The organism is Nocardioides agariphilus (assembly GCF_015352445.1).
Classification (GTDB): Bacteria; Actinomycetota; Actinomycetes; order Propionibacteriales; family Nocardioidaceae; genus Nocardioides; species Nocardioides agariphilus.
Genome location: NZ_JADKPO010000004.1, coordinates 142,688 through 164,376 on the forward strand (window position 1 = coordinate 142,688; position 21,689 = coordinate 164,376).

The window sequence follows — 21,689 nt, forward strand, 5'->3', positions numbered from 1 at the left end:
ACTAGACGCCGGCCGCCATCCGCACGGCGATCGCCCTCGACCCGCGGGACTGCTCGAACGACCGCGAGGCGATGTTCTGGAGCAGTCCCACGGCGAGCATGCCGGCGAACAGCGAGGACCCGCCGTACGACACGAACGGCAGTGGCACTCCGGTCACGGGCATGATGCCCAGGCACATGCCGATGTTCTGGAAGGCCTGGAACCCGAACCAGCAGGCGATGCCGGCCGCAGCCACGCGGCCGAAGACGTCGGGGGTCGTCGAGGCGATCGCGAGCGCGCGCCAGATGACGACACACAGCAAGGCGATGACGACTCCCGCGCCCAGCAGTCCGAGCTCCTCGCCGGCCACCGTGAACACGAAGTCGGTGTGCTGCTCCGGCACGAACCCCGACTGGGTCTGCGACCCGTGGAACAGCCCCTGCCCGAACAGGCCCCCGTTGCCCACCGCGATGCGGGCCTGCTCGGTGTTGTAGCCGGCCCCTCGCGGATCGAGGTCGGGATTGGTGAAGGCGAGGAACCGGTCGAGCTGGTACTGCTTCAAGAACCCCTCGGCCACCATCGCGACGGCCGCGGTCACGCCGCCGGCCGCCAGAAGTGCCAGCCAGCGACGGGGGGTGCCGGCCACCGCCAGCACGCCGAAGACGGTCGCCGTCAGCACGAGCATGGTGCCCAGGTCGGGCTGCAGCAGGATCAGCACCGCGGGCACGCCGGCGACCACGAGCATGCCGAGGACGGTGCCGGCGCCGAGAGGACGGCGCCGCCCCTCGGTGCGCTCGGCCACGAGCAGGGCCATGCCGATGACCACGGCCAGCTTGGCGAACTCCGAGGGCTGGACCGAGAGCCCGCCCAGCTGGATCCACGAACGCGACCCGTTGATCGTCGTACCACTGGTGAGCACCAGGGCCAGCCCGCCGATCGAGGCGAGGTAGACCACCGGCGCCAGGATCCGGACCCAGCGGTGGTCGGTGGCCGTCACCACCGCCATCAGCACCAGGCCGATGCAGATGTTGACGACCTGCTTCTTCAGGTAGGCAGTCGGGTCGCCCATCGTCAGGTCGTCCCGGTGCGAGGTCGCCGACCACACCAGGAGGCTGCCGATCGCGACCAGCCCGAGGACGGCGAGCATCAGGACCCAGTCGAGCCGTGGGGTGCGCGGTCCCATCAGTGCCGCTTCCTCGCGGGCGGCAGGATCGAGCCGTCGCCCAGGAAGGTCGGCAGGTCCCCGGGCGGAGTGGTCCCGGGAATCAGCGCACGTGAAGGATCGACGGTCGAGCCGGTGATGCCGTAGAGCGACTCCCAGATGGCGCGTACGGCGGGCCCCGAGGTGCCCGAGCCGGTGCCGGCCTGGCTGACCATCATCACGACCACGTAGTTCTCGTCGTAGGACGCCACCCAGGATGTCGACTGCTTGCCGTGCACCTCGGCCGAGCCGGTCTTGGACCGGATGTGCACGCGGTCGAGGGGGAAGTCGATCATCCGCCAGGCCATCGTGCCGACCTTGGCGGTGCCCAGCAGCGCCTGGTCGACGTACCTCATCGCCGCGGGCGTCGCCTTCACGTGGCCCTGCACCCGCGGCTTGATCCGCCGCAGCACCGTGCCGTCGGAGCTGACGATGGCCTTGCCGAGGCGGGGTTCGTAGAGCGTGCCGCCGTTGGACAACGCGGCATAGGCGCGGGCCAGCTGCAGCGGCGTGACGAGGGTGTCGCCCTGCCCGATGGCGTAGTTCACCGCGTCGCCGGCGCGGTAGTAGTCGCCCTCCAGGCAGAACTCGTGGGCGAACACCGAGAGGAAGTCGCGCTTGCCTGTGGTGTTGTGGCGGTCGAGCTTGCAGTAGTAGCCCTTCATCGACTTCCAGTAGGCGCGCTTCCAGTGACGGTCGGCGATCCGGCCGCTGGCCTCACCCGGCAGGTCGATGCCGGTCTCCTTGCCGAAGCCGAAGCCCTTGGCGCCTTCGACCAGGGGGTCCTTGGCGTTGACGTTCTGGGGGTCGGAGCCGTATCGGTTCCAGTAGGAGAGGCCGACGCGGTAGAAGAACGTGTCGCAGGAGTACTGCAGCGCCTTGGCGAAGTCGATGTAGCCGTAGGACGCCGACTCGTAGTTCTTGAACCACCGGTTGCCCACCTGGAGCCCGGAGGAACAGTCGAGGCGGCTGTCGGGTGTGAAGCCGTTGCTCAGGGCGCTCGCCGCGTTGAACGGCTTCCAGGTCGAGCCCGGAGCGAACTGCCCCTGCGTGGCCCGGCCGAGCAACGGGTAGCCGGCCGAGGTCGAGTAGAGGCGGCTCAGCTGCTTCTTGGTGATGCCTCCGACCCAGACCGAGGGGTCGTACGTCGGCTGGCTGGCCATCGCGACCACGCGCCCGGTCTTGGCCTCGAGCACCACCACGGCGCCCGAGTCGGCGACGTAGTTGCGGCCCGTCACCTCGTCGAAGGTGGCCCGCGCGGTCTTGATCGTGTCGGCGAGCTGGCGCTCGACCACGCCCTGCACCTTGGCGTCGATCGACGTCACGAGCGTGTCGCCCGGCTGGCCTGCCACCTCGCTGTCGTCGCCCAGGACCCTGCCCATCGAGTCGACGGCGACGGTCCGGTAGCCAGGGATGCCACGCAGCCAGCGGTCGTACTGCTGCTCCACGCCCGCGCGACCCACGACCGAGGCGCCGTTGAGCGAGCTGTCGTCGGCCTTCTGCGCGGCGTCGTACTCGTCGGCCGTGATCGGGCTGAGGTAGCCGAGCACGTGGGCCAGGTTGACTCCGAAGGGCCGGGGGTAGCTGCGCACGCTCTGCTGCTCGGCGAGCACGGACGGGTAGTCCTCGGGCTGCTCGAGGATCCGCAGCGCCACGGACTTCGACACATCGACGCCGACCGGGACCGGTTGGTAGGGCGAGCCGTTCCAGCAGACGCCGACAACTGCGTCGTCGGTGCCGCAGCTGACGAGCTTGGCGCGGATGCGCGCGGGCTTCATGTCCAGCACCCTGGCCAGGCGCCTGACCACCACCTCGGTGCCGTGCTCGCCCAACCGGCCGAGCAGCGTGCGGTCGACGCTGACCACCCACGAGGTGCGGTTGGCGACCAGCGGACGGCCCTGGGAGTCGACGATCAGACCGCGCTCCGGCTGCACGACGATCTCACGCATCGACTGGGACGCCGCGCGTGCGTGATAGGTCTCACCGCTGACCACCTGGAGGTAGTAGAGCCGCGCGAACAGCGTGGCGAACAGCGAGAACACCAACGCCTGGATGACCAGCACCCGGAGCCGGCCCCGCTGGCCCCTCTCGCTGGTCGAGCTTGTCGAGACCACTACGTCCTCACCCTGACCGGCTCGAGTGCCTCGAACAGCCTCATCAGGCCCGGCAGCAGCAACGGCGCGAGCAGCACGTCCCAACCGACGGCAAGCAAGACGACCGGCAGCAGGTCAGCCACCGACACGACGGGGTCCTGGAGCAGCAGCCCGGTGATCGCATAGATCGAGGTGCCCACGAACGACGACGTCGCGACCGTGGCCAGCACTCCCGTCACGCTCGGGCGCGCGGCCGCATCGGACCGCACCCGCCCGGCGACGTAGCCGACCACGACCAGGGACAGCGCCCACCGGCCGGCGACGTGGTCGGCCGGTGGCGCCAGGTCGAGCAGCAGACCGGCGGCGAACCCGAGGACGGCGGCCTGCTCGGGTCCTCGGACCAGGGCGGCCGCGACCACGACGAGCAGGCACAGGTTGGGTACGACCCCGTGGACGGCGAGGTGCGGGAAGAACGTCACCTGGAGGACGAGTGCCACGACCAGCAGCACGCCCATCACGGGCCAGCGGATCGACGCCAAGCCCGACATCAGCCTGGAGGTCAGTCGGGACATCAGCGCAGCCTCCCGTCGGCCTCGACGACCGCACGGTCCGACTTCGTGCCCGACGGCACCACGACCCCGACCAGGTCCAGCGCCCCGAAGTCGACGAAGGGCTCGATGACGGCACGCTGGGAGGTCTGTCGCAGGCTGCTGAAGACCTGGGTCACCCGACCGACCGGCACACCGGAGACGTAGGGACCGCCACCCTGGCTCCCCCACGTGACCACGACATCGCCCTTGTCGGGCACCGCCGAGTCGTCGACCAGCTCGAGGTCGAGCCGGCCGCTGCGGCCCAGGTCACCGCGACCGTGGAGGAAGCCCAGCTGCATGCTCTCGCCGATCCGGCCGCCGACCACCGACTCCGCGTCGATGACCAGGAGCACCGTGGCGGTCGTCCGGGTGACCCGGAGCACCCGACCGACCAGACCGTCGGCGCTGACGACCGTCTGGTCGGGGTGCACGCCGGATCGTGAGCCGGCGTCGATCGTCACCGTCCGGGAGAAGCTCTGGGTGGCGCCCACCCCGACGACGTGGGCCGGGACCAGCGCCTGCCCGAGCGTGCTCGCGGCGGCCGTGAGCCCGTCGTACTCGGCGAGCCGGTTGCGGTCGACGCCCGAGGTGGCCACCTGCTGGCGCAGGTCGGAGTTCTCGGCGGACAAGGTGGCGATCTCACGACGCAGGTCGGAGCGGCTGCGGAACCAGTCGGGCACGGCGCCGAGCGGACGTACGGCGGCGTCGGCCGCCGACTCGACCGGTCCGAACACCTCGCCCATGGCCTGGCGAGCGGGTTCGAGCGGCGAGCCGGTGCCGCCGTGGTAGTCGAGGGTGATCAGCGTGGCACAGGCCAGCAGCAACGCCACCAGCACCGAGTGGCGCGGGCGGGGCTCACCAGGACGGTGAGGGCGCATCAGGCACCCAACCGCTCGGGGTGCCGCGCGTAGCTGCGTGACGGGCGGCCGGCAGGCACGAAGAGCCGACGCAGCGCCTCGAACTCCTCGACGCACTTGGCCGCGCCCATCGCCACACTGCTGAGCGGATCCTCGGCGACGTGGACGGGCATCCCGGTCTCGTGGCGCAGCCGCTCGTCGAGCCCGCTCAGCAACGCTCCACCCCCGGTGAGCACGATGCCGCGATCCATGATGTCGCCCGCGAGCTCGGGCGGGGTCTGGTCGAGGGTGCTGCGGACCGCGTCGACGATGGTGTGCAGCGGCTCCTCGATCGCCTGGCGCACCTCGCCGCTGGTCACCACGACGGTGCGCGGCAGACCGGAGACCAGGTCACGTCCACGGATCTCGGCCTCGGTCTCGTCGAGCAGCGGGAAGGCCGACCCGACGGTCATCTTGACCTCCTCGGCGGTCCGCTCGCCGAGCATCAGCCCGTGCTCCTTCTTCATCCACGCGACGATCGCGGCGTCCAGCTCGTCGCCGGCGGTGCGCACGGACAGGCTGGTCACGATCCCGCCCAGGGAGATGACCGCGACCTCGGTCGTGCCGCCGCCGACGTCGACGACCATGTTGCCGGTGGCCTGGTGGATGGGCAGCCCGGCACCGATCGCGGCCGCCATCGGCTCCTCGATGATGAAGACCTCGCGCGCTCCGGCCTGGTAGCCCGCCTCCTTGACGGCCCGCTGCTCGACGGCGGTGATGCCGCTCGGCACGCAGATCACCATCCGGGGCTTGGCGAAGTAGCGGCGGCGGTGCACCGAGGTGATGAACCACCGCAGCATCTGCTCGGTCGCCTCGAAGTCGGCGATCACGCCGTCCTTGAGCGGGCGGATCGTCTCGATGCCGTCGGGCGTGCGGCCGATCATCCGCTTGGCCTCGTGGCCGACCGCGATGATGTCACCGGACGCCGAACTGAGGGCGACCACGCTGGGCTCGTCGAGCAGCACGCCCTTGCCACGCACGTAGACCAACGTGTTGGCCGTGCCGAGATCCACGGCCATGTCACGGCCGATCAAGCTGCCTGCCATGCGTGCTGCCTCGTCTGTCGACGTACCGGGGAAGGTGGGCCGGTCAGTACAGACGGCGAAACAAGCGGCCGGCCCACGTCGAGGCTAAGCGGGCAGGTCAGGCCAACTCGGCCAACACGCCGGGGTCGGGCCTACGGGAACCAGATCCCGATCTCGCGGGCGCCCGACTCGGGCGAGTCGGACCCGTGCACGATGTTCTGCTGCACCGCGAGCCCCCAGTCACGACCGAGGTCGCCGCGGATGGTGCCGGGTGCGGCCTTGGTGGGGTCGGTGGCGCCGGCCAGGGAGCGGAAGCCCTCGACCACCCGCTCCCCTTCGACGACCATCGCGACCACCGGACCCGACAGCATGAACTCGACGAGAGGCTCGTAGAACGGCTTGCCCTGGTGCTCGGCGTAGTGCTCGGCCAGCAGCTCATTGGTCGCCTCGCGCAGCTCGAGCCGGACCAGGGTGTAGCCCTTGGCCTCGATCCGGCGGATGACTTCACCGGTGAGACCGCGACGGACGCCGTCGGGCTTGACCAGGACCAAGGTTCTCTCCATGAGGAGGACCCTAGCGAGCCCCGAGCTGCTCGGCCCGGCGTCGTACGTCGTCGGGCACCGGTCCGCGCGAGCCCTCGTCGCCGACTGGCGCACCAGCCACGCGGTACAGCGGGATGTGACCACCCCACGGGTTGTCGGCTATGTCGTCGTCCTCGTCGTCGGGCCCGCCCTGGCGGACCTTGAGCGAGGCCTCCCACAACGGCAACGCCAGCACCTGCGTGGCGGCGACCTCCTTGCGGCTCGGCCGGCGGATCGTCGCGGCGCGGCCGGGGACCATGTGGTCGACCATCAGGTCGAGGGCGTGCAGCCGCTCCTCGGCCTCCTCGACCACCCGTGCTTCGCCGAGGATGACGGCGGCCCGGTAGTTCATCGAGCTCTCGAAGCCCGACCGGGCGGCGACCAGACCGTCGACCTCGGTGATCGTGACGCAGACCATCGCCCCGCGCGACCGGTTGATCCAGCGCGCCGCGGTCGATCCGTGGAAGTAGAGCGTGCCACCTCGGTCGGGTCCGTCGAGGTCGACGGCGAACGCCGTCGGGAGCACCAACGGGTAGCCGCCGGCGTCGAGCCCGACGTGGGCGACGAGGGCGGTGTCGAGCAGCTTGTGAAGCTCCTCGCGCTCGGTGCGGCCCTTCTCGGCGAGCCGGCCCAACCTCGTGCGCTCCGTCGGCGACAGCGGCTCGTCAGTCATGGGGCGGGTCATCGGGTGGCCCTCTCACGCTCGATCTTGCGGCCCAGGAAGTACGCCGTCCCCCACAGCAGCGCGAACACGGCGCCGAGCACGAACATCAGCGGGATCACGAACCCGAGCGCGATCGCCACGCCCTGCAAGACCCAACCCAGGGCGTAGGCCCACTCCCCGCGGAGCAGGCCGGCGAGCACGAAGCACGCGGCCGTCAGTCCGAGTCCCACCCACAGCGCCGTGCTCGTGTCGACGCCCGAGACCGAGATCAGCACCGGGGTCGTCAACCCCAGGGTCACGCCCTGGAGGCTGAGGATGGCCGCGCACATGCCCCGACGCGGCGAGCGTTCCTGTGCGGGTGGAAACCCGGCCACCGGATCGCTCATCGGGAGCCCTTGAGCAGGTGTCGGGCCTCGCCGACCGTCACCACCGAGCCAGTGACCAGGACCGCTCCCGAGCCCATGGAGGAGCCGGTGCTGCCGGACTCGGCGATCGCGAGCGCCTGGTCGATCGCGTCGGGCAGGAAGGGTGCGACGCTGACGCGGTCCTCGCCGAACACCTCGCGCGCGGCGACTGCCAGCTCCTCGGCCCGCATCGCCCGCGGCGTCGAGTTCTGGGTGCACACGACGTGGGCCAGGTGCGGCTCGAACGCCCCGAGCACGCCCTCGTAGTCCTTGTCGGCCATCACGCCGATCACCCCCACCAACGGGTCGAACTGGAAGGAGTCCTCGAGGGCCGCCGCCGTTGCGGCCGCGCCATGGGGGTTGTGCGCCGCGTCGAGCACGATCGTCGGGCTGCGGCGCACGATCTCCAGCCGGCCCGGCGAGGTGAACTCGCCGAACGCGGCGTGCACCAGCTCGGCGTCGAGCGGATCGGTGCCGAGGAATGCCTCCACAGCCGTCAGTGCGAGGACGGCGTTCTGCGCCTGGTGGGCGCCGTACAACGGGAGGAACAGCTCGTCGTACCTCGCCCGAGGCGTCTGCAGCGACACCAGCTGACCCCCGACCGCAGGGTTGCGGGCCACGACGCCGAGGTCCACGCCCTCGCGCAGCACCCGCGCACCCACGTCGTGGGCGCGCTCGTTGATCACCTCAGCGACATCGGGGAGCTGCTCGGCGACCACCGCGATCGAGCCCTGCTTGATGATCCCGGCCTTCTCGCGCGCGATCGCGACGGGGTCGTCGCCGAGCAGGTGCGCGTGGTCGACGGCGACGGCGAGCAGCACGGCGACAGCCGCGTCGGCCACGTTGGTGGCGTCCCACGTGCCCCCGAGCCCGACCTCGACGACGGCGACGTCGACGGGGGCGTCGGCGAAGGCGGCGTAGGCCATGCCGACGACCGTCTCGAAGAACGACAAGGGGTAGGGCTGGCTGTCGTCGACCAAGTGGACCAAGGGCGCGACGTCGTTGAAGGCGCGCACGAACTGCTCGTCGGTCATCGGCTCGCCGTCGAGGCTGATCCGCTCGGTCATCCGCTCGACGTGCGGGCTGGTGAAGCGTCCGGTGCGCAGCTCGAGCGCCCGCAGGATCGTGTCGATCATCCGCGAGGTCGAGGTCTTGCCGTTGGTGCCCGTGAGGTGGATGACCGGGTAGCTCCGCTGAGGGTCGCCCAGCAGCTCGGTGAAGACGCGGATGCGGTCCAGCGAGGGTTCCATCCGGGTCTCGGGCCATCGCGACAGCAGGGCGTCCTCGACCTCCTCGAAGGTCTCGGCGAGGCGAGGGGTCTGGTCGCCGGCTGGAGTCACGACCGCAACTCTAGGAGGCGACTATCCGCAGGTTCACCTGGTCCACGACCGGGCGGTACCCGATCGCCTGGTAGACGCCGTTGGACGTCGGGTTCGCCTGGTCGGTGTAGAGGCAGACCCGCACCCCTCGGTCCAGGAAGATCTGCGAGACCTGGGCGACCGCGGCACCGGCGTACCCCTTGCGTCGCTGTTCCGGAGGTGTGTAGACCGGACCGATCCGCGCCACGCCGTACGACGGCGGGTTGGCGCCGGTCAGGTGGACCCGCTCGCCGCTCTCGTCGAGCCAGAACCAGTAGCACTCCTGCTCGATGCGGCGGCGCAGGTCGTCGGGCTCGATGTCGACGCGACCGTGACCGGTGCCGGGCTCGCGGCCGGCCTGCTCGTCGGCGTCGGCCATGAAGCGACGCACCCAGTCGAGGGCCAGGTCGAAGTCGTCGAGGGTCGCCTGTCGCAGCGAACCGGGCACGCCGACGGGAGCCACGAGCTGGTCCAGCTCGAAGAGACGGGTGTGCACGGCCACCTCCACCGTGTCGCCCTGGAGCCGCGCCAGCTCGCCGGCCATCACCTCGGCGGCCGGCAGCGACCCATTGAGCCCGCCGACCGTCTCGCCGCGCTCGTGGATCGCCCGGGCGAGCGCCAGTGCGGCCCGGTCAGCCATCGGCAGCACGAACATCGGGAACGGCGGCTGCGGGGCGGTGCGCATCGCGATCCCGGCGATCTGTCCCTCCTCGTCGCGGACGACGGCCCACCACCGCGGCCGGTCGGCCGGAAGCGGTTGGCCCAACATCCGGCTGGTCACGGTCGCCATCACGGTGCCGACGACCGGGTCCGCGGCCAGGGCGTCCTCGGCCTCGGCCAGGAACGCGGCGGGATCGGTCGTGAAGGCCACCCGGTGCGTCATACCGGCCGACGCTATCGATGTGAGCCGGGACCGTTCACCCCCATATCCTGGCCCGCATGACTGAGACCCAGAGCACTGACCGGACGACACCGAGCGCCGAGCGGCGTCCGGTCGTCGTACCGGACAAGCCTGCTCTGGAGGGTCTCGAGGAGAAGTGGTCGCAGCGGTGGAAGGCCGATGAGACCTACACGTTCGACCGCACCCGCTCGCGTGACGAGGTCTACTCGATCGACACGCCCCCGCCGACGGTCTCGGGCTCCCTGCACGTGGGCCACGTCTACTCCTACACCCACACCGACCTGATCGCCCGCTTCCAGCGGATGCGCGGCAAGGCCGTGTTCTACCCGATGGGCTGGGATGACAACGGCCTGCCGACGGAGAAGCGCGTCCAGAACCACTACGGCGTGCGCTGCGACCCGTCGCTGCCCCACGACCCGTCGTTCACCCCGCCCGAGAAGCCGGACCCCAAGCGTCAGGTGCCGATCGACCGTCCCAACTTCATCGCACTGTGCGAGCAGCTGGTCCCTGAGGACGAGAAGCAGTTCGAGCAGCTGTGGCGCAAGCTCGGCCTGTCGGTCGACTGGAGCCAGCACTACACCACGATCGGCCCGAAGGCCCAGCGCATCAGCCAGACCGCGTTCTTGCGCAACTTCGCCCGCGGAGAGGCCTACCTGGCCGACGCACCGACCATGTGGGACGTGACGTTCCAGACCGCCGTGGCGCAGGCCGAGCTCGAGGCTCGCGAGTACGCCGGCCACTATCACCGGGTCGCCTACCACCAGGCGGATGGCACTCCCGTCTACGTCGAGACGACGCGACCCGAGCTCATCGCCAGCGCGGTGGCGCTGATCGCCCACCCCGACGACGAGCGCTACCAGTCGCTGTTCGGGACCACCGTGACCTCACCGGTGTTCGGCGTGCAGATCCCGGTGCTCGCCCACCACCTCGCCGAGAAGGACAAGGGCGCCGGCATCGCGATGTGCTGCACGTTCGGTGACCTGACCGACGTCACGTGGTGGCGCGAGCTCCAGCTGCCGGTGCGCACCGTGATCGGCCGTGACGGGCGGCTGAGCCGGGAGACCCCGAGCTGGTTCGACGGCGCCGGCGCGACGGCGTACGACGAGCACCTCGCCGGCAAGACGGTGTTCAGTGCCCGCGAGGCGATGGTCTCGCTGCTGCGCGAGTCCGGCGACCTCGACGGCGAGCCGCGGCCGACCACGCGCATGACGAACTTCTACGAGCGGGGCGAGAAGCCACTCGAGATCGTCGCCACCCGCCAGTGGTACATCCGCAACGGCGGGCGTGACGAGGCGCTGCGTGAGGAGCTGCGTGGGCTCGGCACTGACATCGACTGGGTGCCGGACTTCATGCGGCACCGCTACGACAACTGGGTCGGGGGCGTCAACGGCGACTGGCTGATCAGCCGCCAGCGCTTCTTCGGGATCCCCTTCCCGGTCTGGTACCCGCTCGACGGCGACGGCGAGCCCGACTACGCCCACCCGCTGCTCCCGAGCGAGGCCGAGCTGCCCGTCGACCCGTCGACGCAGGCGCCGCGAGGCTACGACGAGGACCAGCGCGGCAAGGCCGACGGGTTCATCGGCGACCCCGATGTGATGGACACCTGGGCCACGTCGTCGCTGTCCCCGCAGATCGCCGGAGGCTGGCTGACCGACGAGGACCTGTTCGCCCGGGTCTTCCCGATGGACCTGTGCACGCACGCCCACGACATCATCCGCACCTGGCTCTTCAGTCGGGTGGTGCGCGCCCACTTCGAGCAAGGCGTCGTCCCCTGGCGGCACGCGATGATCTCCGGCTTCATCGTCGACCCCAAGCGCCAGAAGTTCTCCAAGTCCAAGGGCAACGCCACCTTCGGTCCCAACGACCTCCTCGACCAGTACGGCGCCGACGCCGTCCGCTGGCGAGCCGCCATCGGTCGCCCGGGCGCCGACTCGCCGTTCGACGAGTCGCAGATGAAGGTCGGGCGCCGGCTCGCGATGAAGGTGCTCAACGCCTCGAAGTTCGTGCTGGGCTCGGTCCGCGCGACCGACCCCGACCCGGCCCTGGTCACCGAGCCCGTCGACCGTGCCCTGCTCGCGCGGCTGCTGACCACGTGCCGGCTCGCCACCGAGGCGTTCGAGGCCTACGACTACACCACCGCCCTGGAGGTCACCGAGAAGTTCTTCTGGGAGTTCTGCGACGACTACCTCGAGCTGGTCAAGGAGCGGGCCTACGACGAGTCCGACGCGGCCCGCGAGTCGGCGAAGGCCGCACTGGCGTGCGCGCTGCACTCCGTGCTGCGGCTGCTCGCGCCCTTCTTGCCCTACGTCACCGAGGAGGTGTGGTCGTGGTGGCAGGACGGCTCGATCCACCTGAGCTCCTGGCCCGCGCCGCACGACGGCCTCGAGGTGGACGCCGACCCCGCACTCCTCGACGCGGTCGCCGCTGCCCTGATGGGCATCCGCAGCGCCAAGTCGCAGGCCAAGGTCTCGATGAGGGCAGCGCTGGCCCGCGTCGAGGTGAGCGGCCCGCAGGCTCTGGTCGACGCAGCCGCGTCGGCCGCCGAGGACCTCCGGCGAGCCGGTCACGTGCAGGGCGACCTGGTGTTCACCGCGACCGACGGCACGGAGATCGCGGTCTCCGCCGAGCTCGCCGAGGTCGCCGGAGCCTGACCCCCAGGGTGGAGTGGCCCATCTGGGCCATTGCGCAGCAGTCACCGCGCCCAGAGTCTCGTCGGACCAACCATCGCGCCCTCTGGAGGCCACCCGTGAAGCAGTTCCCCCGCCCGTCAGCCGCTCTGATCGTCGCCAGCTTGGCCCTCGCGGTCTCGTGTACGGGAGTAGCAGCCGCAGCTACGGGCAACCTGGTGCTCGGTGCCGGGAACCAGACCAACAAGACCACCACCTTGAAGACCACCTCCGCCGTCACCGGCCCGACCCTGAAGCTGCGCAACACCGGCGGCGGGCCGGCGGCGCAGTTCATCACCAAGGCCGGCAAGGCACCGTTCAAGGTCAGCGGGAACACCAAGGTCAGCGGCCTCAACGCCGACCTGCTCGACGGGATCAGCTCGGAGTCCTTCGTCCGCAACGACACGACGCCCCTGACAGCGATCATGGCCAGGGACGGGTCCACGCTCGAGACCGCCGCGACGGCGACGGGCAAGATCTTGACCTTCAACGTCGAGCTCTACGACCCCTCCAACATGAACCAGGCCACGTCGGACCGCCTGATCGCCCCGGTGGCCGGCACCTACGTCGTCTCGACCACCGTCGACTGGAGTCCCAACGCCACCGGCTACCGGGTCATCGCGGTAGAGGACTCTCAGGGCACGGACTTCGGCGGTGCCATCGGCCCCGCCACCAACGCGGTGGCCTTCACCCGCCAGAACGCGACCGGCATCATCCACCTCGAGGCCGGCGACTTCGTCCGGGTCCAGGCCCTCCAGGGCAGCGGAGGTGACCTGGACGTCCGGATCGTGCGCTTCCAGATGACCTACGTCGGCGCCTGAGCGAACGCCTTCCCGATTCGTCAGCGGTTGCGCGGGTCTCGGCCTCGGCATAACCGCTGACGAATCGGCGGCTTGGCCTCACCTGTGGAGAGGCCACCACCCTCCCGTCGTACGGCGGTCATGATCGGCGCGTGACTGACCGCCCTCCCCTCGGTTCGTCAGCGTCGGGAGCGCTGACTCCACCCGCACGACCGCTGACAAATCGCGCGGACCGGCTCATGCGTGTCCAGGCGCTGGCCGCCCGGCAGCAACTGGTGCTGACTCGCAGGCAGCTGCGCGAAGCCACCTGGACACGACACCAGGTCGAGCACGAGATCGAGGTCGGACGTTGGTGGTCGCCCGCGCCCTCGGTCGTGGTGCTTCACACGGGGGAGCTCAACACCGAGCAACGCCTGTGGCTCGGCGTCCTGCATGCCGGCGAGGGCGCGGTCCTCTCGCACCTCACTGCCGCTGTGAGGGCAGGCCTGCGCTGGAGCGCGGGCGATGTCATCGACGTGATGACCCCGCGAGGCGATGGGGTCGCCCCGCTCGAGGGCTACTTCTTCCACCAGACCAGGCGCACCTACGACCGCTGGGTGCGCCCGGTCGCCAGCGGCCCGCCGCGGTTGCCGATCGAGTACGCCGCGTTGCTCGCCGCCGAGCGCGACCACAACATCCGCCGAGCGCTGGGACTGCTCGTGGCCGTCGTCCAACAACAGCTGAGCACCGCCGAGAGGTTCGCGCTGGCGATCCCGGAGATCCGCAAGCTCGGCCATGGGAAGACCTTCAAGGCCGTGTTGGGCGATATCGCCGGTGGCGCGCAGTCGTTCGCGGAGATCGAGGTCGGCCGCCTGTGCCATGCCTATGGGCTGTTGCCTCCCACCCGGCAGGTCGTGCGTCTGGACAAGCAGGGCCGTCGTCGCTACCTCGACTGCGCGTGGGTGCTCCCCGATGGCCGCATCGTGGTGCTGGAAGTCGACGGGTCGTTCCACGCCGAGGTGATCGCCTGGTGGAGCGACATGAAGCGCGAGAGGGCAGTGGTGATCCAGGGCGACACGGTACTTCGCTGCTCGTCGATCGAGCTCAGGCTCGAGCCCGAGGACGTGATGGCCGACCTCGTCCGGATCGGCGTACCGACCCTGCGACGTCGTTCGCAGGCGTCATGAGCCGATTCGTCATGAGGCGCCGCGCGCGCGGAACCCGAAGGACTGCTGACGAATGCCGGTCGGGGCAGGCAGTCAGGCGGACTTCTTCTTCTTGGCCTCGGACTCGCGCGGGAGGAGCTCGGGGGCGACCTCGTCGGTGACGACCTCGCGGCTGACGATCACCTTGCCGACGTCGACGCGCGAGGGGACGTCGTACATCACGTGGAGGAGCACCTCCTCCAGGATCGCGCGAGCGCCGCGGGCGCCGGTGCCACGCTCGAGCGCCCGCGCCGCCACGGCAGCGACGGCGTCGGGGGTGAACTCCAGCTCGACGTTGTCGAGCTCGAAGAGCTTCTGGTACTGCTTGACGAACGCGTTGCGCGGCTCGGTGAGGATGCGCACCAGCGCATCCACGTCGAGCTTGCGGACCGTCGCGATCATCGGGAGGCGGCCGATGAACTCGGGGATCAGCCCGAACTTGGTCAGGTCTTCGGGGCGGACCTCGGCCAGCAGGTCCTCGCCGTCGCGCTCGGCCTGGCCGCGCACCTCGGCGGTGAAGCCGAGCGACTTCTTGCCGACGCGCTGCTCGATGATCTGCTCCAGCCCGGCGAAGGCACCACCCACGATGAACAAGATGTTGGTGGTGTCGATCTGGATGAACTCCTGGTGGGGGTGCTTGCGGCCCCCTTGCGGTGGCACGGAGGCAGTGGTGCCCTCGATGATCTTGAGCAACGCCTGCTGGACGCCCTCGCCCGAGACGTCGCGGGTGATCGAAGGGTTCTCCGCCTTGCGGGCCACCTTGTCGATCTCGTCGATGTAGATGATGCCGGTCTCGGCCTTCTTGACGTCGTAGTCGGCGGCCTGGATCAGCTTGAGCAGGATGTTCTCGACGTCCTCGCCGACGTAGCCGGCCTCCGTCAGCGCGGTGGCGTCGGCGATCGCGAACGGCACATTGAGCATCCGGGCAAGGGTCTGGGCCAGGTAGGTCTTGCCGCAGCCCGTGGGGCCGATGAGCAGGATGTTGCTCTTGGCGACCTCGACGATCTCTTCCTTGGAGTGCTTCCCGGCCACCGGCTGAAGACCGGCTTGCACGCGCTTGTAGTGGTTGTAGACCGCGACGGCCAGGGTCTTCTTGGCCTGCTCCTGCCCGATCACGTAGGAGTCGAGGAACTCCGAGATCTCCCGCGGCTTGGGCAGCTCGTCGAGGGTGACCTCGGCGCCTTCGCTGAGCTCCTCCTCGATGATCTCGTTGCACAGGTCGATGCACTCGTCGCAGATGTAGACGCCGGGGCCGGCGATGAGCTTCTTGACCTGCTTTTGGCTCTTCCCGCAAAACGAGCACTTCAGCAGGTCGCCTCCGTCACCAATGCGTGCCACGGGCGGTCATCCTCCGGTTCGGCCGAAGCAGGGGCACTTCGGCGGGTACGACGGGTGGTGCGGGTGCCAGGTTCTTGTGCCAGCTAGTCGACGTTACCCCGAGCCGCCCCCCGACGGGGTGACGGACACGGAACTTCGGCACAGGTCCGGACCGGTCAGCGGCCGGTGGCCAGGACCGGCGTGCGTTTGCGGGACTCGAGCACGGCATCGATCAGACCGTAGTCGACGGCCTGCTCGGCGGTGAGGATCTTGTCGCGCTCGATGTCGCGGCTGACCTCCTCGATCGACTTGCCGGAGTGGTCGCTGATCATCTTCTCCAACAACTCGCGCATCCGCAGGATCTCGTTGGCCTGGATCTCGATGTCGGAGGTCTGGCCGAACGTGCCCTCGGTGTAGGGCTGGTGGATCAGGATCCGGCTGTTGGGCAGCGCCAACCGCTTGCCCGGCGTGCCGGCCGCGAGCAGGATCGCTGCCGCCGAGGCCGCCTGGCCCAGGCACACGGTCTGGACGTCGGGCTGGATGAACCGCATCGTGTCGTAGATCGCCGTCAGCGCCGTGAAGGAGCCACCCGGTGAGTTGATGTAGATCTGCACGTCCTGGTCGGGGTTCATCGACTCCAGGCACAGCAGCTGTGCCATGACCGCGTTGGCGACGTCATCGGAGATCGGCGTGCCGAGGAAGATGATGCGGTCCTCGAAGAGCTTGGCGTAGGGATCGATGCGGCGGAAGCCGTAGGACGTCCGCTCCTCCCACTGGGGGATGTAGTAGTTCATGGGGGGTTCCCTTCAGTCCTTGCGGGCCGGTCGGCCCTCGTCGGCAGCCTGCAGAGCGCTGCTGATGACTTGGTCGACCAGGCCGTAGTCGCGCGCCTGCTCTGCGGTGAACCAGCGGTCGCGGTCGGCGTCGGCGATCACTTGGTCGATCGGCTGGCCGGTGTGCTCGGAGATCAGCTCGAGCAGGATCTTCTTGATGTGCAACGACTGCTGCGCCTGGATCTTGATGTCGGACGCCGAGCCGCCCATGCCCGAGGACGGCTGGTGCATCATGATGCGCGCGTGCGGCAGCGCGTAGCGCTTGCCCTTGGCGCCGGCGCACAGGAGGAACTGCCCCATCGATGCGGCCAGGCCCATGCCCACGGTCGCGACGTCGTTGGGGATGTAGTTCATCGTGTCGTAGATCGCCATCCCGGCATCGACCGAGCCGCCGGGCGAGTTGATGTGGAGGAAGATGTCGGCGTCGGGATCCTCGGCCGAAAGCAGCAGCAGCTGGGCGCAGATCGCGTTGGCGTTGGAGTCGCGCACCTCGGAGCCGAGGAAGACGATGCGCTCCTTGAGCAACCGCTGGTAGATGTGGTCGTCGAGCCCGTAGCCCGACCCGCCGTTCATCTCGGGCGCCATCTGATGTGTCAGGTCTGGGTTCACATCAGCGACCTTAGCCGTCGCCACCCCCCTCACCCGGGCGAATCCGTCGCTGTTCGCCAACAGCGGACGGATGGGGTGTCGGGTCCAGGCCGAGCGCGCGGCGGGTCATCTGGTTGCGGGTGTCGAGCAGGTCCTCTAGTGCTGCGTCGAGGTCCTCGGCCGAGACCTGCACCGGGGCGAGTACGGCGTCCCCGCCGGCCGCCGGGGGTTCCCGGTCGGCGGCGATGACGGCCGCCCGGCGCAACAGCTCCTTGAGGAACGATGCGGTCACGCCGTCGGTCCGCTCGATCACCGCATCGAGACGTGACTCGTCCAGCACCAGTGACCGTCGGTAGAGCCCCACCAGCCGCCGTCGCGCGTCGCGGTCGGGCAGGTCGATGCGCACCGCCTGGTCGACCCGTCCGGGGCGCGAGGCCAGGGCGTCCTCGAGCAGGTCGGCGCGGTTGGTCGTGAGCAGGAAGACCACGTCGGCGTCCTCGTCGAGGCCGTCCATCTCGTTGAGCAGCATGAACAGCAGGGGCGCTCCGGCTTCGTACATGTCTCGCTGCTGGGCGATCAGGTCGACGTCCTCGACCACGATCATCGCGGGCTGGAGCATCCGCGCGATCGAGCAGGCCTGCTTGATAGCGGCCAAGGCGTCACCGCTGAGCTGGACGATGGTGGTATCGGTGAGCTCGCCGACCAGGTAGCGCACCGTGTGGGTCTTGCCGACGCCCGGTGGGCCGTAGAGCAACAGCCCTCGCTTGAGGTGCTGACCGCCCGCACGCAGCCGTTCGCGGTGCTGGGCCACGCCGACGACCTGTCGCCTCACGTCCTCGAAGGTCCCGGCGGGCAGGATGAGCTCGTCGGGGTCCAGTGGCTCGCGGTGGTGGAACTGCAGGATCGTGCCCTGGTGGTAGCCGAACATCTGGCGACCGAACGACACCACGTGCCCGCGGTAGACGTTGTGCTCGATGGCCAGGTCGCGCAGCCGTGCGGCGATCTCTGCTCCTGCCCCCTCGCGCGAGGAGATCACCTCGATCGTCATCGAATCGCGGCCCTGCTCGGGATCGGGGCACCGGAAGAGCAGGACGCTGCGCTCGCCGGTCGCGTCCGTCACGAACACCAGCGCGACCCTGAGGCACTCCAGGGTCTCGCCGTCGGGACCGGTCGGCAACGCAGTGCGGAGCACGTTGCCCGGCCTGGCGCCGTACTTGCCCTCCTCCGGCGTCATGCCGAGCAGATCGATGAGCCCCACGGGCCCGTGGTGGCGCAGCCCGGCCACACCGACGATCCGGTGCTCGCGGCCCGGCTCCGCCAGCCACGCGTCGAGAGCCGCCTGCACGTTGACGTGCTCGTAGGAGGGCCATTGCTGCTCGGCCACCGGCAACCCGTCAGCGGGAATGCCCAGGTGCTCGGTCAGCATCGTGGCGAACCTCGGACGCTGCGCCTCGCGAGCCTTGTCCACGAAAGCCGACACGAGCCGTCTGCCGTAGCGGCCGAGGTCGGCCAGCTCGGCACCCTGCTGATCACTCATGGGGCGACCTTACGAGCGACCTCCCCCGGGCTCATCCGCATCAGGTGCGGCCGCGTGTGCCATCAGCGGGTCGCGAAGAAGAACTTCAAGGACTGCGCACCGGCTTTGCGCGGGTCCTCGTCCCACTGATAGCCCTTCAGGTCCTTCACGCCCTTGACGCGCACGATGAACGTGAGCGGTGCGGGCAGGGTCCTGTTGGGGTTGATGGTGATCGTCCGGGTCCCGGCGTTGTAGGTGATCCGCGAGCGGATCCGCGTCCCGTTGCCCACGAGCCAGACCGTGGTGGCGTTGACCGTCGCCGCCTTCACGCGCTCACTGGCCTTGATGGTGACGTTGGTGAGCGGTGAGATCCCGGTCATCCCCCGCGGGGGCGAGACGAACGCGGCCCGGGGGCCGATCGCGAGCTTGATGGTGTCGCTGACGACCTCGGACTCGTTGCCGGCGCCGTCCTTGAACTGGGCGTAGACCCTCTTGGTGCCCTCGCCTCCGGAGATGCGCCAGGCCGCCGTGGCGGCGTACGGCTGGTAGGCGGAGAAGGTCACGCCGTCGTTGCTGAACCGCATGTCGGTGACACCCGATCCCGGATCTGGGTCGAGCGCCGTGAGCGTGAGCGTGACGGCCCTGATCGAGACCCTGCCTGCGCCCGCGTTGATCACGACGGTCCCGGCCGGGCTCACCGTGTCGGGCACGAGGGAGTGAGCAGCTGAGGGACCCAGCAGCGACGCAGCCGTGAGTACGGCGAGTGCGGATGCCGCCAGGTGTGCACGACGAGGGATGTCCATGTGCGGACGGTAGAGCAGGAACCAGCCTCGCGGCACGCGAACGCGATCAGAGCCTCAGGTCGCCGTCGCCCCCGGCGAGCCTTAGCCCGATCGGACCATCGACACGCGGCCCGGCTTCTAGCAGGCTCCGTGCCAAGGTCTGTCCACTCATGAGGGGAACACACGTGAACAACGCAGCTCCGGCCATGACGCGCCGCGCACGCCTCGGGCGCCACCTGAGCAGGAACATCATCGGTTACCTCGCCCTGCTGATCGCCGTCTCCTTGACCCCGCTTCCCGCCTGGGCGGCTGCAGCCATCGGCACGGCACAGATCAAGAACGGCGCGGTGACCACACCGAAGCTCCACGGGGGTGCCGTGACCAGTCCCAAGATCAAGGCCAACGCGGTCAACGGCGCCAAGGTCAAGGACGGCACGATCGGGAAGGCGGATCTTGCCGCCGCAGCCCAGGGCTTCACGACCATCGTGACCAAGACCTCGAGCACGGCCAACGTGGCCGCCGGTGCCTCGCATCAGGCGACCGTGGTCTGCGGCGCCGACCAGGTCGCCATCGGCGGGGGCGGGTACGCCACCCCGGACGGCATCGTCCTGCTCGGCACGACGGCCGGCGAGGTGACCAAGAGCCACCCGACCAGCCCGATCACCATCGGCAACTTCACCTTCACCTCCGCGTCCGGCGACGGCGTGGCGCCCACCGGCTGGCGGACCACCGTCAAGAACACCGAGGCGACCGCGCAGACCGTCGTCCACTACGCCATCTGCGCAGGCAAGTAGACCCAGCCGGTCGTGCATCGCAGGACCTGCCCGGCGGCCAGAGGTCGCCGGGCGGGTCCGCTCGAGCGGGCTCAGAGACGAGCGGCGGCCGTCGTGGGCTCGCTGTCCCCGGCTGCGGGCTCGGCAGAGTTCTCGGGGGCCTCGGGGTCGGCCGACTCGTCGACCGGCTCGCCGATGGTGCCGTCGGGCCGGAGGTTCTTGAGGTCCAACACGTTGCCCGAGGCGTCGGTGACGGTGGCGCTCTCCACGAGCTGGGCCAGCGCCTTGCCCCGGCGGATCTCCTGGACCATCTCGGGGATGTGGTTGTGCTCGAGCATGTGGTTGATGAACGCCTGCGGGTCCTCGCCGGACTGCTGGGCGCGACGGAGCAGGTGCTCCTGCAGCTCGTCTTGGCTGACGCCAAGCTCCTCCTTGGTCGCGACCTCGTCGAGGAGCAGCTGCGCGACGACCGCGTCTCGTACCCGACGCTCGAGGTCGGCCTCGAACTCCTCCTCGGTCTGGCCCTCGTCCTCGAGGTACTTCTCCAACGGGATGCCGGCGTAGGCGAGCTGCTGCTCGATGTTGCTGCGGCGTGAGTTGAGCTCGTCGGTCACGACGGTCTCGGGCAGGGGCACGTCGACGCGCTCGAGGAAGGCCTCCAGCACGGCGTCGCGGGCAGCAGCCGCCTGCTCCAGGCGCTTGCCGCGTCCCAGACGCTCGCGTACGTCGGCGGTCAGCTCCTCGACGGTGTCGAACTCCGAGGCCAGCTGGGCGAACTCGTCGTCGAGCTCGGGCAGCTCCTGCTCCTGGACCTTGCTGACCTTGACCCGCACCTCGACGTCCTGGCCGACCAGGTCTCCGCCGACGAGCTGCGAGCTGAAGGTCTTCTCCTCCTCGGCCGTCATGCCGGCCAGCGCCTCGTCGAGCCCGTCGAGCATCCCGCCGCGGCCGACCTTGTAGGACATCCCGGTCAGCTCCGCACCGTCGACGGTTGCGCCATCTTGCTGGGCCACCAGGTCGATGACCACGAAGTCGCCGTCGGCAGCGGCCCGGTCGACGTCGACCAGGGTCGCGAACCGCTCACGCAGCGCCTGCACCTGCTCCTCGACCTCGTCGTCGCTGACCGTGACGTCCTCGACCTCGGCGGTCAGGTCGTCGTAGGCCGGCAACTCGATCTCGGGCTTCACGTCGACCTCGGCGGTGAACTCGAGGGACTGGTTGTCCTCGATCCGGGTGACCTCGATCTCCGGCTGCGCCAGCGGCTGGAGGTCGTTGTCCTGCAGCGCCTGGATGTAGAGCTGCGGCAACGCGTCGTTGATCGCCTGGTCGAGGATGGCACCGCGGCCCACCTGACGGTCGATGACCATAGGGGGCACCTTGCCGCGCCGGAAGCCCGGCACGTTGATCTGCTGGGCGATGGTCTTGTACGCCTTGTCGAGGCTCGGCTTGAGCTCCTCGAAGGGCACCTCGACGGTGAGCTTGGCCCGGGTCGGGCTCAAGGTCTCGACGGCGCTCTTCACAGGGTGTCTCCTCATGTT

Annotated in this window: 20 protein-coding genes; 4 read left to right on the forward strand and 16 right to left on the reverse strand. The window is 69.6% G+C overall.

Translation table 11 applies throughout. The annotated features are described in order from the left end of the window. Position 1: 1 nt before the first annotated feature. The 10 genes from rodA to ISU10_RS04690 all read right to left on the reverse strand — a co-directional run bounded on the left by rodA (position 2) and on the right by ISU10_RS04690 (position 9,674). Positions 2–1,162: a rod shape-determining protein RodA gene (rodA, locus tag ISU10_RS04645; RefSeq protein WP_194695199.1), complete on the reverse strand. Its 1,161-nt coding sequence runs from the start codon at positions 1,160–1,162 to the stop codon at positions 2–4. Beyond that, positions 1,162–3,294 (reverse strand): penicillin-binding protein 2, encoded by a 2,133-nt coding sequence (gene mrdA, locus ISU10_RS04650; protein WP_194695200.1) that lies wholly within the window; start codon positions 3,292–3,294, stop codon positions 1,162–1,164. The genes rodA and mrdA overlap by 1 nt, the downstream gene beginning before the upstream one ends. Beyond that, positions 3,294–3,845, reverse strand: a complete 552-nt coding sequence (gene mreD, locus ISU10_RS04655) for a rod shape-determining protein MreD (protein ID WP_228499520.1) — start codon at positions 3,843–3,845, stop codon at positions 3,294–3,296. The genes mrdA and mreD overlap by 1 nt, the downstream gene beginning before the upstream one ends. Beyond that, positions 3,845–4,741, reverse strand: coding sequence for a rod shape-determining protein MreC (gene mreC, locus ISU10_RS04660; protein WP_194695201.1), 897 nt, complete (start codon positions 4,739–4,741; stop codon positions 3,845–3,847). Before mreC ends, mreD begins: the two co-directional genes overlap by 1 nt. Continuing rightward, entirely contained in the window at positions 4,741–5,805 is a 1,065-nt protein-coding gene (locus tag ISU10_RS04665) for a rod shape-determining protein (RefSeq protein WP_194695202.1), read from the reverse strand. Before ISU10_RS04665 ends, mreC begins: the two co-directional genes overlap by 1 nt. A 131-nt stretch (positions 5,806–5,936) precedes the next feature. Then, complete coding sequence (gene ndk / locus ISU10_RS04670) at positions 5,937–6,347, reverse strand: nucleoside-diphosphate kinase (RefSeq protein WP_194695203.1); 411 nt, start codon at positions 6,345–6,347, stop codon at positions 5,937–5,939. Between the two features lie 10 nt (positions 6,348–6,357). After that, a complete protein-coding gene (locus ISU10_RS04675) occupies positions 6,358–7,038 on the reverse strand; it encodes a pyridoxamine 5'-phosphate oxidase family protein (RefSeq protein ID WP_194695204.1) in 681 nt (226 codons plus the stop codon). Between the two features lie 8 nt (positions 7,039–7,046). Next, entirely contained in the window at positions 7,047–7,415 is a 369-nt protein-coding gene (locus ISU10_RS04680; RefSeq protein WP_194695205.1) for a DUF4233 domain-containing protein, read from the reverse strand. Beyond that, the gene (locus tag ISU10_RS04685) at positions 7,412–8,683 is read right to left on the reverse strand and encodes a bifunctional folylpolyglutamate synthase/dihydrofolate synthase (protein ID WP_194695254.1); all 1,272 of its coding nucleotides are present in this window, start codon (positions 8,681–8,683) and stop codon (positions 7,412–7,414) included. Before ISU10_RS04685 ends, ISU10_RS04680 begins: the two co-directional genes overlap by 4 nt. Positions 8,684–8,783: 100 nt before the next feature. Beyond that, positions 8,784–9,674 (reverse strand): GNAT family N-acetyltransferase, encoded by an 891-nt coding sequence (locus tag ISU10_RS04690; RefSeq protein ID WP_194695206.1) that lies wholly within the window; start codon positions 9,672–9,674, stop codon positions 8,784–8,786. Between the two features lie 56 nt (positions 9,675–9,730). Between ISU10_RS04690 and valS the strand changes: the two genes are divergently transcribed. The 3 genes from valS (at position 9,731) to ISU10_RS04705 (ending at position 14,324) form a co-directional block, all read left to right on the forward strand. Further along, on the forward strand, positions 9,731–12,343 hold the full coding sequence (gene valS / locus ISU10_RS04695; RefSeq protein ID WP_194695207.1) for a valine--tRNA ligase: 2,613 nt from the start codon (positions 9,731–9,733) through the stop codon (positions 12,341–12,343). A gap of 95 nt (positions 12,344–12,438) precedes the next feature. Then, positions 12,439–13,179: a hypothetical protein gene (locus tag ISU10_RS04700; protein ID WP_194695208.1), complete on the forward strand. Its 741-nt coding sequence runs from the start codon at positions 12,439–12,441 to the stop codon at positions 13,177–13,179. 218 nt (positions 13,180–13,397) lie between these two features. Beyond that, positions 13,398–14,324 (forward strand): putative endonuclease domain-containing protein, encoded by a 927-nt coding sequence (locus ISU10_RS04705; protein ID WP_194695209.1) that lies wholly within the window; start codon positions 13,398–13,400, stop codon positions 14,322–14,324. A gap of 72 nt (positions 14,325–14,396) precedes the next feature. Here ISU10_RS04705 and clpX read toward each other — a convergent pair whose 3' ends face one another. The 5 genes from clpX to ISU10_RS04730 form a co-directional block, all read right to left on the reverse strand. Further along, a complete protein-coding gene (gene clpX, locus ISU10_RS04710; RefSeq protein ID WP_194695210.1) occupies positions 14,397–15,680 on the reverse strand; it encodes an ATP-dependent Clp protease ATP-binding subunit ClpX in 1,284 nt (427 codons plus the stop codon). A 155-nt stretch (positions 15,681–15,835) separates the two neighbouring features. Next, entirely contained in the window at positions 15,836–16,453 is a 618-nt protein-coding gene (locus tag ISU10_RS04715; protein ID WP_194695211.1) for an ATP-dependent Clp protease proteolytic subunit, read from the reverse strand. A gap of 12 nt (positions 16,454–16,465) precedes the next feature. Then, on the reverse strand, positions 16,466–17,077 hold the full coding sequence (locus ISU10_RS04720) for an ATP-dependent Clp protease proteolytic subunit (RefSeq protein ID WP_194695255.1): 612 nt from the start codon (positions 17,075–17,077) through the stop codon (positions 16,466–16,468). A gap of 34 nt (positions 17,078–17,111) precedes the next feature. Further along, the gene (locus tag ISU10_RS04725) at positions 17,112–18,617 is read right to left on the reverse strand and encodes an AAA family ATPase (RefSeq protein WP_194695212.1); all 1,506 of its coding nucleotides are present in this window, start codon (positions 18,615–18,617) and stop codon (positions 17,112–17,114) included. A gap of 62 nt (positions 18,618–18,679) precedes the next feature. Beyond that, complete coding sequence (locus ISU10_RS04730; RefSeq protein WP_194695213.1) at positions 18,680–19,399, reverse strand: Ig-like domain-containing domain; 720 nt, start codon at positions 19,397–19,399, stop codon at positions 18,680–18,682. Between the two features lie 185 nt (positions 19,400–19,584). Here ISU10_RS04730 and ISU10_RS04735 point away from each other — a divergent pair, with 185 nt between their 5' ends. Then, complete coding sequence (locus tag ISU10_RS04735) at positions 19,585–20,172, forward strand: hypothetical protein (RefSeq protein WP_194695214.1); 588 nt, start codon at positions 19,585–19,587, stop codon at positions 20,170–20,172. 71 nt (positions 20,173–20,243) lie between these two features. Here the strand turns inward: ISU10_RS04735 and tig are convergent, their stop codons facing one another. Next, positions 20,244–21,671 carry a trigger factor gene (gene tig / locus ISU10_RS04740; RefSeq protein WP_194695256.1) on the reverse strand — a complete coding sequence of 476 codons (1,428 nt, stop codon included), beginning with the start codon at positions 21,669–21,671 and terminating at the stop codon, positions 20,244–20,246. Positions 21,672–21,689: the final 18 nt, after the last annotated feature.

What these genes read in the sequence shown, in the direction of transcription:
- ISU10_RS04665 (WP_194695202.1), bottom strand. Translation starts at nt 5,805, where the DNA reads ATGGCAGGCAGCTTGATCGGCCGTGACATGGCCGTGGATCTCGGCACG.
- ISU10_RS04690 (WP_194695206.1), bottom strand. Translation starts at nt 9,674, where the DNA reads ATGACGCACCGGGTGGCCTTCACGACCGATCCCGCCGCGTTCCTGGCC.
- mreC (WP_194695201.1), bottom strand. Translation starts at nt 4,741, where the DNA reads ATGCGCCCTCACCGTCCTGGTGAGCCCCGCCCGCGCCACTCGGTGCTG.
- ISU10_RS04685 (WP_194695254.1), bottom strand. Translation starts at nt 8,683, where the DNA reads ATGGAACCCTCGCTGGACCGCATCCGCGTCTTCACCGAGCTGCTGGGC.
- mreD (WP_228499520.1), bottom strand. Translation starts at nt 3,845, where the DNA reads ATGTCCCGACTGACCTCCAGGCTGATGTCGGGCTTGGCGTCGATCCGC.
- ISU10_RS04735 (WP_194695214.1), top strand. Translation starts at nt 19,585, where the DNA reads ATGACGCGCCGCGCACGCCTCGGGCGCCACCTGAGCAGGAACATCATC.
- ISU10_RS04705 (WP_194695209.1), top strand. Translation starts at nt 13,398, where the DNA reads ATGCGTGTCCAGGCGCTGGCCGCCCGGCAGCAACTGGTGCTGACTCGC.
- ISU10_RS04730 (WP_194695213.1), bottom strand. Translation starts at nt 19,399, where the DNA reads ATGGACATCCCTCGTCGTGCACACCTGGCGGCATCCGCACTCGCCGTA.
- ISU10_RS04675 (WP_194695204.1), bottom strand. Translation starts at nt 7,038, where the DNA reads ATGACTGACGAGCCGCTGTCGCCGACGGAGCGCACGAGGTTGGGCCGG.
- ISU10_RS04720 (WP_194695255.1), bottom strand. Translation starts at nt 17,077, where the DNA reads ATGGCGCCCGAGATGAACGGCGGGTCGGGCTACGGGCTCGACGACCAC.
- ISU10_RS04725 (WP_194695212.1), bottom strand. Translation starts at nt 18,617, where the DNA reads ATGAGTGATCAGCAGGGTGCCGAGCTGGCCGACCTCGGCCGCTACGGC.
- ISU10_RS04715 (WP_194695211.1), bottom strand. Translation starts at nt 16,453, where the DNA reads ATGAACTACTACATCCCCCAGTGGGAGGAGCGGACGTCCTACGGCTTC.
- valS (WP_194695207.1), top strand. Translation starts at nt 9,731, where the DNA reads ATGACTGAGACCCAGAGCACTGACCGGACGACACCGAGCGCCGAGCGG.
- rodA (WP_194695199.1), bottom strand. Translation starts at nt 1,162, where the DNA reads ATGGGACCGCGCACCCCACGGCTCGACTGGGTCCTGATGCTCGCCGTC.
- ISU10_RS04680 (WP_194695205.1), bottom strand. Translation starts at nt 7,415, where the DNA reads ATGAGCGATCCGGTGGCCGGGTTTCCACCCGCACAGGAACGCTCGCCG.
- ndk (WP_194695203.1), bottom strand. Translation starts at nt 6,347, where the DNA reads ATGGAGAGAACCTTGGTCCTGGTCAAGCCCGACGGCGTCCGTCGCGGT.